This is a genomic window from Micromonospora sp. SD12 (assembly GCF_052068495.1).
Lineage (GTDB): Bacteria > Actinomycetota > Actinomycetes > Mycobacteriales > Micromonosporaceae > Micromonospora > Micromonospora echinofusca.
On the sequence record NZ_JBQHDF010000002.1, the window covers coordinates 309,297 to 321,921 of the forward strand.

Genomic DNA, 12,625 nt, shown 5'->3' on the forward strand with positions numbered 1-12,625 from the left:
GAAGTTACCGACGGGTTAACGTTGGTTCATGCCGACTGAGTCGTCCCGCGACGCCGTCATCGTCGCCACCGCCCGCTCCCCCATCGGCCGGGCGCACAAGGGGTCCCTGCGCGACGTCCGCCCGGACGACCTCGCCGCGACCATCGTGCGGGCCGCCCTGGACAAGGTTCCCCAGCTCGACCCGACCGAGATCGACGACCTCTACCTGGGGTGCGGTCTGCCCGGCGGCGAGCAGGGCTTCAACATGGCCCGGGTGGTCGCCACCCTGATGGGCCTGGACACGCTGCCCGGCGCGACGCTCACCCGCTACTGCGCGTCCTCGTTGCAGACGACCCGGATGGCGATGCACGCGATCCGGGCCGGCGAGGGCGACGTGTTCGTCTCCGCCGGCGTGGAGACCGTCTCCCGGTACGCCCGCGGCAGCTCCGACGGGCTGCCGAAGGAGGCGCAGGCGCTGGTCGGCGGCGGTTGGGAGAACCCGCGCTTCGCCGCCGCCGCCGAGCGTTCCCAGGCCCGCACCCAGGGTGGGGCCCCCGTCTGGACCGACCCGCGCGAGGCCGGCGAACTGCCGGACATCTACCTGACCATGGGTCAGACCGCCGAGAACCTGGCCCAGGTGTACGACGTGAGCCGCGCCGACATGGACGAGTTCGGCGTACGCAGCCAGAACCTCGCCGAGAAGGCGATCGCCGACGGCTTCTGGGCCCGGGAGATCACCCCGGTCACCACGCCGGACGGCACGGTGGTCGGCACCGACGACGGGCCGCGTGCCGGGGTCACCCTGGAGGCGGTGTCCGGGCTGAAGCCGGTGTTCCGCCCCGACGGCCGCGTCACCGCCGGCAACTGCTGCCCGCTCAACGACGGCGCCGCCGCCGTGGTGATCATGAGCGCCCAGCGGGCCCGGGACCTCGGGATCACGCCGCTGGCCCGGATCGTCTCCACCGGCGTGACCGCCCTCTCGCCGGAGATCATGGGCCTCGGCCCGGTCGAGGCCACCCGGCAGGCGCTCAAGCGGGCCGGCATGACCATCGACGACGTCGACCTGGTGGAGATCAACGAGGCGTTCGCGGCGCAGGTGATCCCCTCCTACCGCCAGCTCGACATCCCGCTGGAGAAGCTGAACGTCATGGGCGGCGCGATCGCCGTCGGCCACCCGTTCGGCATGACCGGCGCCCGCATCACGGGCACCCTGCTCAACGCCCTGGACTGGCACGACAAGACGATCGGCCTGGAGACCATGTGCGTCGGCGGCGGCCAGGGCATGGCCATGATCGTCGAGCGCCTGAGCTGAACGCCCTGGGTCGCGCGCCCGAGCTGAGCGCCCTGGTCGACACGCGCCCGAGCTGAGCGCCCTGGTCGACGCGCGCCCGAGCTGAGCGCCCTGAGCCCGGAGTCCTGAGCCCGGAGTCCTGAGCCCGGACGAGAGGGCCGGCCCTTGTCGGGGCCGGCCCTCGTCGTCAGGGTCCCCGTTGGACTATTGACAAGCAGGGTGGCCGGCCTGCACTGCCCCGGCCAGGCGCGCCCCGGCCCGGGCGGGCCTCGCCGTCGGGGCCGCAGCCCCCGATCGGCCACACGCGGATCGCGCTAGAGAATTCCGCGGGTCGCCGTCACCTCGGCGGCGGCCCGCGCCAGCACCTCCGGCGGCGGGGCGGCGGCGACCAGGTCGGCGGCCACCACCCGGAGCTGGTCGGGCAGCGCCAGGTCGTTGTCGAGCCGGGGCACCGTCCGCCGGGGCCCGCCCTCCGCGTCGGCGACCCGGTTGGCGATCTCCTGCACCAGCCGGTGCACGAGATCGGCGCGGGACACGTTGCCACCGGCGGCCGTGGCCGCCCAGCGGGGCTGCTGCCAGTGCCCGACCTGACGGACCAGCAACTCCACCGCCCGCCCCAACTCCCCCACGCTCACCCCGCCGAGTCTACGGACCACCCACCCCCACCCAGCCGTCCCACCCAGCCCAGCCCGGTCCTGGCCCCGGCCCCGGCCGGTGATCATGAGGTTGGCGGCGCAAATCGCGATCAACTTCGCCGCCAACCTCATGATCACCGCCCCGGAGAGGCGGGCGGGAGCGGGGTCGGGGCGGGGGCGGGGCGGGACACGACGGCGCCCGCCCTCGCGGGTGCGGGGGCGGGCGCCGTCGGACGGGCGGGCGACGGTCAGTCGTCGCCCTGGAAGTAGCTCAGCAGGCGCAGGATCTCGATGTAGAGCCAGACCAGGCTGACCAGGATGCCGAAGGCGGCGACCCAGGAGTAGCGCTGGGGCAGCCCCATCCGGACGCCGTCCTCGACCTCCTTGAAGCTGAGCACGAAGCTCAGCGCGGCGACGACGATGCAGACCAGGCTGAAGCCGATCGCCAGCGGGCTGCCGTCGCGCAGACCGGTGTTGACGCCGAAGAGCGCGAACACGAGGTTGATCAGCATGACGGCGAAGAGACCCGCCATCACGGCGATCATGCCCTTGACGAACTTCGGGGTCGCCCGGATGACCTTCGCCTTGTAGAGGATGGCCATCACGAAGAAGACACCGAACGTGGCGGTCACCGCCTGGACCACGATGCCGTCGTAGAGCGACTCGAAGAACTTGCTGACCATGCCGACGAAGACGCCCTCGACGACGGCGTACGCGACGACCAGCGCCGGGTTCGCCATCCGGGAGAACGAGATGACCAGACCCAGGACCAGGCCGACCACCGCCGCGCCGATCCAGGCCGCGCCGAGCAGGGCGTCCGGCACCAGCACCCACGCGGCCGCGGCGGAGATGCCGAGGATGCCCAGGAGCGTGACGGTCTTGACCACCACGTCGTCGATCGACATGGTGTTGACGGTCGGCGGGGCCGCCGGGTAGCCGGCCTCCGTCGGGTACTGCTGTGGATAGCCGGGCTGTCCGTACGGCCCGGTCGGGGCGTACCCGGCGGAGCGCTCCCGCTCGGCCGCCTGGCCGAGCCGGGCGAGCACCGGGTTCGAAGTCTTCACTGTCAGGCCTCCCTCAGGGGGTCGTTGCACGTGAACGTGCACCCACAAGAGTAAACGCCCAGGGCAGTCCCGTGGAGATCGCCAAGCTGAGCGGAAGCTGAGAGTGGGCGTGCCCGGGGCGGGGGTCGAACCCGCACGCCTTGCGGCAGCCGCTTTTAAGGCGGCCGTGTCTGCCGTTCCACCACCCGGGCGGGTGACACCGCGCGGGTCGACACGCGTGGTGCAGTGTCACGTTAGCGGGTCGGCGGCGGCCCGGCGTACCCCGGCGTCCGGGTCGCACTAGGGTCGAGACCGTGAGCAGCACAGCCCCCACGGCCCCCGACGCCGTCCCTGACCAGGCTGTCGTCGCCACCGACCGCCCCGCCCGCCGGCTCCGGCCGGCACGCCTGCTGGCCGCCGTCCGCCGTCGCCGGACGGACGTCACCGTCGCACTGATCTTCGTGGCGCTGGCCGGGTGGCTCACCCACGGGCTCTGGCCCGACCCGGCGGCCCGGGTCCTCGCGCTCAACCCGGAGGACCAGGCCCTCTACGAGTGGTTCCTCGCCGTCGACTCGCGGGCGCTGCTCGGCGACTTCGACCTGCTCACCGGGCGGCTCAACGCGCCCGACGGGGTCAACCTGATGACCAACACCACGGTCATCGCGCTCGGCGTGCTCTTCGCCCCGGTGACCCTGCTGCTGGGCGCACCGGTCACCTTCGCCCTGCTGGCCCTGGCTAACCTGGCCGGCACCGCGATCGCCTGGTACCTGCTCTTCACCCGGGTCCTGCGCGCCCACCGGCTCGCCGCCGCGCTCGGGGCGGTGCTGTGCGGCTTCGGCCCGGGGATGGTCTCGCAGACCAACAGCCACCTGCACATGACGGCGCAGTGGCTGGTTCCGGTGATCGTCTGGCTCGTGGTCCGCCTGCTGCGCGCCGCCGACCCGGCGGGCGGCGTCGACGGGCCGGACCGCCGGCGGATGGTCAGCTCGGCCGTCGGCCTGGCGGCGGCGGTCACGGCGCAGGTCTTCGTCGGCGAGGAGGTGCTCTTCCTCTGCGCGGTCACGCTGCTGGTGATGGCGGTCGCCTACGCGGTGGCGGACCGGAACCTGGCCCGCCGCGCCCTGCCCGGCTTCGCCGGCGGGATGGCGCTCGCCACCGGGCTCGCCCTGCTCGTACTGGCCTGGCCGCTCTGGTTCCAGTTCGCCGGCCCGCAGGGCGTCGCGGACGGCATGTTCAGCCCGCACTACTTCTCCGCGGACCTGCGCAGCTGGTGGACGATCTCGCCGCTGTCCGTCGCGGGTGACGACGACGCCGCCCGGCTGACCACGGGACCGGCCGAGTACAACACGTTCCTCGGGCTGCCCCTGCTGCTGGTCGCCGCCGCCTGCGCGCTCTGGCTGGGCCGTCGCCCCCTGGTCGTCGCGTGCGTGGCCGGCACGCTGGTGACGGGGGCACTGTCGCTCGGCCCCCGGGTGGTCGTCGACGGCGAACGCACCGCCGTGCCGGGCCCGTACGCCCTGCTCTCGGGACTGCCCGTGGTGGACGGTGCGCTACCGATGCGGTTCGCCCTCGCGGTGCTGCCGCTGGTCGCCACCCTGCTGGTGCTGGCGGTCGACCGGGCGCTGCGCGGCGCCGGGCTGGCCCGCCGCCTGGTGCCGGTGGCGGTGGGCGTGGCGTTGCTGCCGCTGCTGCCCACCCCGCTGCCCACGGCCGCGCGCCCGCCGCTGCCCGACTTCGTCACCGGCGGGCACTGGCGCCAGTGCGTCGAGCCGGGCGGGGTGCTGGTGCCGGTGCCGCTCGCCACGCCCAAACAGCCGTGGCCGATGCGCTGGGCGACCGCCGCCGACGCGGCGTTCGGCATGCCGGAGGGCTTCTTCATCGGCCCGTACGGCCGGGGCGGCACGGCGGCGATGGGCACCTACCCGCGGCCCACCTCGGCGCTGCTGGCCGAAGTGGGCAGGCGCGGCGGGCAGCCGGTCGTCGACGACGGACAGCGCCGGCAGGCCGCCGAGGACGCGGACTTCTGGGGCGCCTCCTGCGTGGCCCTGGCCGTCGACACCCCGCACGCCGACAGCCTCCGCGGCACGCTGGAGCAGCTCTACGGGCCGGCGACCCGGATCGCCGACGCCTGGACCTGGCGCGTCTGACCTCGCGCCGGCCGGGCGCGGCCGCCGCCCGCGCCCGTCGACCGGCCGCACGGCACGCGAAGGTCTCTCCGCCCGGGCCGGCCGGACGTACGCGAAAGGCCCCTCCGCCCGGGGCGGAAGGGCCTTCGCGTGACGCGGTCAGCGCCGGCCGGCGCCGACCGGCTGGGAGGCCTCGGCGAACTCCTCGCGCGGATCGTGCAGCTGCCCCAGGGCGACCACCTCACGCTTGAGGAAGAACGCCAGGGTCCAGTCCACCACGACGCGGACCTTGCGGTTCAACGACGGGATCCGGCTCATGTGGTACGTCCGGTGCATGAACCACGCCGGCCAGCCGGTCATCTTGATCCCATACACCTGGGCCACGCCCTTGTGCAGGCCGAGGCTCGCGACGCTGCCGGCGTGCTTGTGCTTGTACTCCACCGGCTCCCGGCCGCGTACGACGTTGACGATGTTGTCGGCCATCCGGGCGGCCTGACGGACGGCGTGCTGGGCGCTCGGCGAGCAGTAGTTGCCGGGCTCCTTGGTCAGGTCCGGCACGGCCGCGCAGTCACCGGCGCTCCACGCGCCCTCGACCACCCGGTCGCCGTCGACCACCTGGAGAGTCGGCAGGCACGTGACCCGACGCCGCTCGTCGCGGGGGAAGTCCGTCGCGTCCAGCATCGGCGACGGCTTCACGCCGGCCGTCCAGACGATGGTGTCGGAGCGGAAGCTGTCGCCGTCGGAGAGCTTCACGACCCCGTCGACGCAGGACTCGAGGCGGGTGTCCAGCCTGATGTCCATGTTCCGCTTGAGCAGCTGCTGCACCGTGTAGGCGCCCATGTCCCGATCCACCTCGGGCAGCACCCGCTGGGTCGCCTCGACCAGCACCCAGCGCATGTCCTCCGGCTTCAGCTCCGGGTAGTACTTCAGCGCGTCCCGGGCCATGTCCTCCATCTCGGCGAGCGCCTCGATGCCGGCGTACCCGCCGCCGACGAAGGTGAAGGTCAGCGCGGAGCGACGCACGGCCGGGTCGGGGGTGGCGGCGGCCACGTCGAGCCGGTCCAGCACGTGGTTGCGCAGGTAGATGGCCTCGCCGATGGTCTTGAAGCCGATGCCGTGCTCGTGCAGGCCGGGGATCGGCAGCGTCCGGGACACCGAGCCGGGGGCGACGACGACGTGGTCGTACGGGATCTCCCGGGTGGGGCCGCTGATGGGCTGCACCACGGCGGTCTTGCGGTCGTGGTCGATCCGCGTCACCGCGCCCGCCACCACCTTGCACCGCCGCAACTCCCGCCGCAGCGGCACCACGGAGTGCCGGGGCGAGATGTTGCCGGCCGCCGCCTCGGGCAGGAACGGCTGGTAGGTCATGTGGGGCTGAGGGTCCACCACGACGACCTCAGCCTCACGGGAGCTGAGCTTCTTCGACAGGCGCAGTGCCGCGTAGAGACCGACGTGCCCGGCACCCACCACAAGGATCCGCTTCGGGTTCACGTCATCTATCTTTCCCGGCGCGGCGCGGCTAATCCCGCCCGCGCCCCTTCTCTGTGACGGAGCACAACCCCTGTGACCTGCACGACTTTCCCCGAAAGGGGGCGTCACCTGCGGCGCAGCAGCCACCCCAGCAACGCCGCCACCGCCACCGCCACGAGCAGACCGACCACCGTCGCCGCCTGGTGTCCGGTATCACCGCCGAGCCCGCCGACCTCGACCAACAGCACACCGAGGACGAAGGTGGCCAGGAGCACCCCGCCGGCCCGGACCAGCCACCGCACGATCAGGTCGGGATCGACCACCGCGTCGTACGGGAGCACGGCCGCCAGCGCGCAGAGGGTGTGGGTGAGGTAGAGCACCGCCGCCACGGCGAGCAGCCGCCAGAGCGCGATCGGCCGGCCGTAGCCGTCGGTGGCGACCAGCCAGCCGCCGACCGTGACCAGCGCCGCGAAGGTCGGCCAGACCCGGCGCGGCCCGACCGCCGGCAGCACCGCCACCGCCACGAGCGCGAGCAGCGGCTGGCCGAGGAGCACCTCGGAGGGGTACGCCAGCACGAGGCCGACCAGCACGGTGAGGAAGATGCCGGCGCGCACCAGCAGCGGCGTCAGGCTGATCCGGGCGGCGGCGTACCGCAGCGCCCGGACCCGTTCGGTGACGGCGTTCAACGGTGCCGCCTTTCGTTCGCGACTGCGGGACTCCGCTGCGCTGCGTTCCTCGCGCTCACCGGCCCACCCTCGGGGCGGTCGCCAGGCGGGCCACGTCCCGCAGCACCTCGTCGAGGCTGCCCGCGCCGGCCCAACGCACCACGGGCACCCCGTGCTCGCGCAACTGCCCGATCATCGTGTCCCGGTCCAGCCGCCACAGCCGGTACGCCACCTCGGCCCAGCCCCGGTCCTTCGGCGGAGCGAGGTCCGCCGGCAGGGTGTCCACCGCGACCACGAACCGCCCGGAGCGCGCCAGCCGGGCCAGCATCTGTGCCGACCGCTCGTCGAGCAGCGGGGTGAGGACCACCACCAGCGCGTCGGCCGACAGCACCTGCGGGCCGAAGACCTGGTCGTACGGCTCGTGCGGGGAGGACTCGGCCCGCACCTCCAGCAGCCATTCCAGGACCGTGAGGTACTGCCGTCGACCGGTGGCGGGGCGCAGCCGCCGCGCGGCGGGGCCGTACTCGAGCATCGACACCCGGTCGCCGCGGTGCAGGTAGTGCTCGGCGATCGCGGCGGCGGCCCGGACGGTGGTGTCCAGTACGGAGGCGGCACCGGAGACGCCGCCGGAGCGGCCGGCCTCGGCGAGCACGTCGAGCAGCACCACCACCTCGGCGTCGCGGTCGGAGAGGGTGGCCGCCACGTGCAACTGCCGGGCGCGCAGCGAGACCCGCCAGTCGATCCGGCGCAGCCGGTCCCCGGGGGCGAAGACCCGTACGCCGGCCAGCTCGCCGCCCTCGCCGGGCCGGCGCGAGTGGTGCGCGCCGACCAGGCCGGCGGCCCGGGGCATCGCCTCGACCGCGTCGAACGGCTCGGTCTTCGGGTAGACCCGTACCTGGGACGGCTCGGTGATCACGGCGCGGGAGACCAGCAGGCCCTGCGCGACGGCGACCCGGGCACCCGCCGGGCCGACGGGGTGCCGGCCCCAGCGCAGCGCCGTGCCGGTCAGCTCCAGGTCCACGGCCGCGGCGGTCGGTACGGCGGTCACGAAGGGCCGTTCCGCGACGGACGGGACGGCCGCCGACCGGGCGCCGGACGCCGCCGTGGCCCCGGCGATCGTCGCCCGCTCGACGCGCAGCCACGGCGAGATCCGGCTGCGCACCACCGCCACGTCGTAGTCGAGCTGGTCGGGGTTGCCGACGGTGACCGTGGCGGTCAGCTCGCCGCCCTCGACCAGGTGGCCGTCGTCGCCGGAGATCCAGACCTGCGGCAGGGCGGTCGGCCGGCGGCGCAGCGCGTACGCGGTGCCGAGCGCGAACGGGGCGGCCAGCACGACCAGGTCGACCCGGCCGAGCAGCACCCCCGCGATCAGCAGCAGCCCGGTGAGCAGGACCGCCCGACCGAGCGCCCCGGTGGGCACCCAGCCGGTCGCGGGCGGCGGCCCCGACGACTCGACCCGGGGCGGCACGGGGGACGCGACCATCAGCGCCCGTGGCCTGCGGCGTAGCTGGGCAGCGCACCGCTGGCGGGCGCCGGGGTCGCCTCCAGCACCTCACCGACCACGAAGGACGGGTCGACGCGGCGCAGCCACATCTCGGGGCGCAGCGTGATCCGGTGGGCGAGGGCGGGGGCGGCGACCTCCTTGACGTCCTCCGGCACCACGTAGTCGCGCCCGGCCATCACCGCCCGTACGCGCGCCAGCAGCAGCAGCGCCAGCGAGCCGCGCGGCGACGCGCCGACCAGCACCGACGGGTGCTCGCGGGTGGCGGCGGTCAGGGCGACGATGTATCGGCCGACGGAGTCCTCCACCACCACGTCCTCCAGGGCGGCCTGCATGGCACGCAGGGTCTCCGCGTCGACCACCGGCTTGATCTCCGCCTCCTCGCGGCGGCGGGCCATCCGGCGCCGCAGCACCTCCCACTCCTCGTCGGCCTCCGGGTAGCCGAAGGAGACCCGGAGCAGGAACCGGTCGAGCTGCGCCTCGGGCAGCGGGTAGGTGCCCTCGTACTCGATGGGGTTGGCGGTGGCCAGCACGTGGAACGGCTCGTCCAGCTTGTACGTCACGCCCTCCACGGAGACCTGCTTCTCCTGCATCGCCTCCAGCAGGGCCGACTGGGTCTTCGGCGGGGTCCGGTTGATCTCGTCGGCGAGCAGCAGGTTGGTGAAGACCGGGCCGGCCCGGAACGCGAAGTCGCCGCTGCGCTGGTCGTAGAGGAACGAGCCGGTCACGTCGGCCGGCAGCAGGTCGGGGGTGAACTGGAGCCGGCGGAAGTCCAGCCCGAGCGCCTGCGCGAAGGACCGCGCGGTCAGCGTCTTGCCGAGGCCCGGCAGGTCCTCCAGCAGCACGTGCCCGCCGGCCAGGATCCCGGCGAGGACCAGCTCCAGCGCGTCCCGCTTGCCGACCACGACCTGACCGACCGCCTCGAGCACCGACCGGGCGAGGTGGCCGACCTCGGCGGCGGGCATGCTGCGGTCCACGTCGTTCATATCTTCTCCAGTTCGGCGACGATCGCCGCGAGGTCGCGCGGCGACGGGGGGCGGCGGGAGGGGGTGCTGAGGAAGGTCCAGACCCGGTCGCCGAGCAGGACGCGGGCCCGCTCCGGGTCGGATTCGCGGGTCAGACCGTGGCGCTGGCGCAGCCGCTCGTCGGCCAGCTCGCCGATCCGCGGCAGGATCCGCTCGGCGAACCGTTCCCGGTCCTTCCCGGCCCAGTCCAGCGGTCGTTCCCAGCCGTTGATCGCGGCGCGCAGCGCGTCGCGGGCGCCCCAGTTCCAGGTGCCGTCGTCGTCGGTGGTGGCCGGCGCCCGGCCGCCGGAGCGGGGCGGGGGTGGGGGCGCCAGGGCGGCGACGACCCGGCGCACCAGGAACAACGCGACCACCCCGGCGACGAGGACCGGCAGCGAGACCCGCAGGCCGACCACGCGCAGGCCGGCGACGAGCACGACCACGACGGCCGCCACGCCGGCCACGGTGCGGAGCACCCGACCGACCCGCCCGTTCCGGGACGGCTCGGCGGGTGCCGGTCGCTCCTCCTCGAAGCTCAGCAGGTCGTCGATGCTGGTGCTGCTCACCGCGCCACCTCGCCACGCCGGGCGGGCACCGGCCGCGCCCCGACCACGCCGGCATCCGTCCCGGTCACGCGGGCACCTCGACGTCGGCGTCGGCCACCACGGCGGCGAGCTCGCCGCGCAGCCGGCGCAGCGCGGCCCGGGCCTGGTCGCGGGTGTGCTCGTCGACCTCCCGGGTGGCGTACCGGGCCTCGCGGTAGACGTGTGCGAACTCGGCCAGCACGTCGGCGCTGACGATCGCCGGGACGCCCGCCGACGGGTCGCCGCGCAGCAGGCGGCTGACCAGGTCGGTGGGGGTGTCGCCGGCCAGCCGGGGCACGCCGGCCCCGGCGGCGGCCTGCTCCAGGCGGACCCAGCAGGCGATCACCGCCGTACGGGGGTCGGTGGCCCGGTCGTCCAGCTCCTCCAGGCCGGCGTCGAGGGCGGCGGCCACCTCGCGGGCGGTGCCCTCGGGCGTACGCCGGGGCCGCCGGGCCGGCAACGCCCGGGTGGTGCGCCGCATCGCGCCCCGGACCAGCGTCCAGGTGAGATAGCCGAACGCGCCGAGCAGCGCCAGCCCGAGCAGCACGACGACGGTGGTGACGAGCCACCCCGGGATCTGCGCCCCGGTGGCCTCGGCGGTGTCGCGCGGCTCGACGGGGATCGAGGGGTCCGGCTCGGCGGTCGGGTATTCCGGGACGTAGGGGATGTTGTCGGTGGCGGGCGGGATCCGGCTCGCGCCGATCGACGAGTGGGCGGACGACAGCGCGGCGACGGCCAGCAGGAGCACCACCGCCGCGACCGGCCACCACCTGCGCAGGACGCTAATCTGCATCGCGGGTTACCTCCGGGCCACCGGGGCGGGTCGCACGGGCCGACGCGTTCCGTCCGTCATCGCCACCGCCCCCGCGCCTCAGTCCACCCCGGCCAGTGCCTTCGCCCGGGCGAACACGTCGTCCAGCATCCCTGGTGTCAGCCGCCCGGTGAAGGTGTTCTGCTGGCTGACGTGGTAGCAGCCGAGCAGTTCCGGTGCGCCCGTGCCGGACCAGTGTGCCCCATGGCCGAACGCCGGTCGCGGGCTGGGCGGTCGCAGACCGTACACCTGGCGCAGCACCGGCCACCACGAGGCCCACGCGAACGCGCCCAGCGCGACCACGACGCGCAGGGTGGGCCGGATCAGCGTCACCTCGCGGTGCAGCCACGGCGCGCACGTGTCCCGCTCCTCGGGGGTGGGCTTGTTGTCCGGCGGCGCGCAGCGCACGGCGGAGAAGATCCGCAGGTCCCGCAGGGTCAGGCCGTCGTCGGCGGCGACGCTGGTCGGCTGGTTGGCGAGCCCGGCCCGGTGCAGCGCGGCGAACAGCACGTCGCCGGAGCGGTCGCCGGTGAAGATCCGGCCGGTGCGGTTGCCGCCGTGCGCGGCGGGCGCCAGGCCGAGGATGGCGATGCGCGCGCCGGCGACGCCGAGACCAGGCACCGGCCGCCCCCAGTACTCCTGGTCGCGGAAGGCCGCCCGGCGGACCCGGGCCACCTCCTCACGCCACCGCACCAGCCGCGGGCAGGCGAAGCAGTCGCTGACGGCGGCGTCGAGGTCGGCCAGGTCGGTCGCCCGCGCGGCGCGGGCGACCACCTCGTCGGGCGTACGGGACTCAGCCAAGCTTGGCCCGGAACAGTTCGAGGGTGCGGGCCCAGGCGGTGGCGGCGGCGCGCTGGTCGAAGTTCTCCGGCCGGTCCTCGTTGAAGAAGGCGTGCGAGGTGCCGGGGTAGTCGTAGACCTGGCAGGTGCCGCCGGAGGTCTCGATGGCGCCGCGGACGGTCCGTACGCCGTCGGCGGCGGAGGTGCCGTCCTCTTCGGAGCAGTGGATGAGCGCCGCCTTGCCCGCGTAGTCGGCCCACTCGGCGCGCATCCCGTCCCACGGCAGCCGGGGATAGAAGGCGGCGGTGGCGACGATCCGCTCGGAGCGCGTGGCCGCCCAGAGTGCCAGGCTCGCCCCGGCGCAGAAGCCCGCGCAGCCCACCTTGCCGGCGACCTCGGGCCGCCCGGCGAGGTAGTCGGCCGCGCCGGCGATGTCGGCGGCCGCCTCGTCCATCTGCGCGCTGTTCAGCATCTGCCGGGGCTCGTCGGGCTTGCTGGCCGGGCCGCCGTGGCGGAAGTCCGGGGCGAGGGCGACGAATCCGGCCTCGGCGAAGCGGTCGACCACCGCCCGGACGTGCGGCACGAGGCCCCACCAGTCCTGGATGACGATGACCGCAGGGCTGGTCGCACCGCCGGAGGGTATCGCGAGATACCCCTCGCTCGTCCCCCCGTTGCCGCGGTAGCCCACCATCTCGCCCATCGGCCGTCCTCCTAGCGGTCAGTCATCGTTGGCTGG

Annotated in this window: 12 protein-coding genes and 1 tRNA gene; 2 read left to right on the forward strand and 11 right to left on the reverse strand. The window is 74.5% G+C overall.

Going from position 1 to position 12,625, the window contains the following annotated elements:
- Nucleotides 1–28: 28 nt before the first annotated feature.
- On the forward strand, nt 29–1,291 hold the full coding sequence (locus ACTMS2_RS05185) for an acetyl-CoA C-acetyltransferase (RefSeq protein WP_441174345.1): 1,263 nt from the start codon (nt 29–31) through the stop codon (nt 1,289–1,291).
- Nucleotides 1,292–1,584: 293 nt separating this feature from the next.
- On the opposite strand, the gene ACTMS2_RS05190 is transcribed toward ACTMS2_RS05185, so the two are convergent.
- From ACTMS2_RS05190 to ACTMS2_RS05200, 3 genes are all read right to left on the reverse strand, one after another.
- Entirely contained in the window at nt 1,585–1,905 is a 321-nt protein-coding gene (locus ACTMS2_RS05190; protein WP_441174346.1) for a hypothetical protein, read from the reverse strand.
- A 248-nt stretch (nt 1,906–2,153) separates the two neighbouring features.
- Nucleotides 2,154–2,969: a Bax inhibitor-1/YccA family protein gene (locus tag ACTMS2_RS05195; RefSeq protein ID WP_089001955.1), complete on the reverse strand. Its 816-nt coding sequence runs from the start codon at nt 2,967–2,969 to the stop codon at nt 2,154–2,156.
- A gap of 110 nt (nt 2,970–3,079) precedes the next feature.
- Nucleotides 3,080–3,160 (reverse strand) — tRNA-Leu (locus ACTMS2_RS05200).
- Nucleotides 3,161–3,262: 102 nt separating this feature from the next.
- Here ACTMS2_RS05200 and ACTMS2_RS05205 point away from each other — a divergent pair.
- On the forward strand, nt 3,263–5,095 hold the full coding sequence (locus tag ACTMS2_RS05205) for a hypothetical protein (protein WP_441174347.1): 1,833 nt from the start codon (nt 3,263–3,265) through the stop codon (nt 5,093–5,095).
- 138 nt (nt 5,096–5,233) lie between these two features.
- On the opposite strand, the gene ACTMS2_RS05210 is transcribed toward ACTMS2_RS05205, so the two are convergent.
- The 8 genes from ACTMS2_RS05210 to ACTMS2_RS05245 all read right to left on the reverse strand — a co-directional run bounded on the left by ACTMS2_RS05210 (nt 5,234) and on the right by ACTMS2_RS05245 (nt 12,589).
- On the reverse strand, nt 5,234–6,565 hold the full coding sequence (locus ACTMS2_RS05210; RefSeq protein WP_441174348.1) for an NAD(P)/FAD-dependent oxidoreductase: 1,332 nt from the start codon (nt 6,563–6,565) through the stop codon (nt 5,234–5,236).
- Nucleotides 6,566–6,669: 104 nt separating this feature from the next.
- Entirely contained in the window at nt 6,670–7,230 is a 561-nt protein-coding gene (locus ACTMS2_RS05215) for a hypothetical protein (protein WP_441174349.1), read from the reverse strand.
- Nucleotides 7,231–7,285: 55 nt separating this feature from the next.
- Entirely contained in the window at nt 7,286–8,692 is a 1,407-nt protein-coding gene (locus ACTMS2_RS05220; RefSeq protein ID WP_441174350.1) for a DUF58 domain-containing protein, read from the reverse strand.
- Entirely contained in the window at nt 8,692–9,696 is a 1,005-nt protein-coding gene (locus ACTMS2_RS05225) for an AAA family ATPase (protein ID WP_089001960.1), read from the reverse strand. The genes ACTMS2_RS05220 and ACTMS2_RS05225 overlap by 1 nt, the downstream gene beginning before the upstream one ends.
- The gene (locus tag ACTMS2_RS05230; RefSeq protein ID WP_441174351.1) at nt 9,693–10,280 is read right to left on the reverse strand and encodes a hypothetical protein; all 588 of its coding nucleotides are present in this window, start codon (nt 10,278–10,280) and stop codon (nt 9,693–9,695) included. Before ACTMS2_RS05230 ends, ACTMS2_RS05225 begins: the two co-directional genes overlap by 4 nt.
- Before the next feature lie 64 nt (nt 10,281–10,344).
- Nucleotides 10,345–11,091: a DUF4129 domain-containing protein gene (locus ACTMS2_RS05235; RefSeq protein ID WP_441174352.1), complete on the reverse strand. Its 747-nt coding sequence runs from the start codon at nt 11,089–11,091 to the stop codon at nt 10,345–10,347.
- Between the two features lie 78 nt (nt 11,092–11,169).
- Nucleotides 11,170–11,910, reverse strand: a complete 741-nt coding sequence (locus tag ACTMS2_RS05240; protein ID WP_441174353.1) for a uracil-DNA glycosylase — start codon at nt 11,908–11,910, stop codon at nt 11,170–11,172.
- Nucleotides 11,903–12,589: a dienelactone hydrolase family protein gene (locus ACTMS2_RS05245; RefSeq protein ID WP_089001964.1), complete on the reverse strand. Its 687-nt coding sequence runs from the start codon at nt 12,587–12,589 to the stop codon at nt 11,903–11,905. The genes ACTMS2_RS05240 and ACTMS2_RS05245 overlap by 8 nt, the downstream gene beginning before the upstream one ends.
- Nucleotides 12,590–12,625: the final 36 nt, after the last annotated feature.

What these genes read in the sequence shown, in the direction of transcription:
- ACTMS2_RS05185 (WP_441174345.1), top strand. Translation starts at nt 29, where the DNA reads ATGCCGACTGAGTCGTCCCGCGACGCCGTCATCGTCGCCACCGCCCGC.
- ACTMS2_RS05220 (WP_441174350.1), bottom strand. Translation starts at nt 8,692, where the DNA reads ATGGTCGCGTCCCCCGTGCCGCCCCGGGTCGAGTCGTCGGGGCCGCCG.
- ACTMS2_RS05225 (WP_089001960.1), bottom strand. Translation starts at nt 9,696, where the DNA reads ATGAACGACGTGGACCGCAGCATGCCCGCCGCCGAGGTCGGCCACCTC.
- ACTMS2_RS05235 (WP_441174352.1), bottom strand. Translation starts at nt 11,091, where the DNA reads ATGCAGATTAGCGTCCTGCGCAGGTGGTGGCCGGTCGCGGCGGTGGTG.
- ACTMS2_RS05245 (WP_089001964.1), bottom strand. Translation starts at nt 12,589, where the DNA reads ATGGGCGAGATGGTGGGCTACCGCGGCAACGGGGGGACGAGCGAGGGG.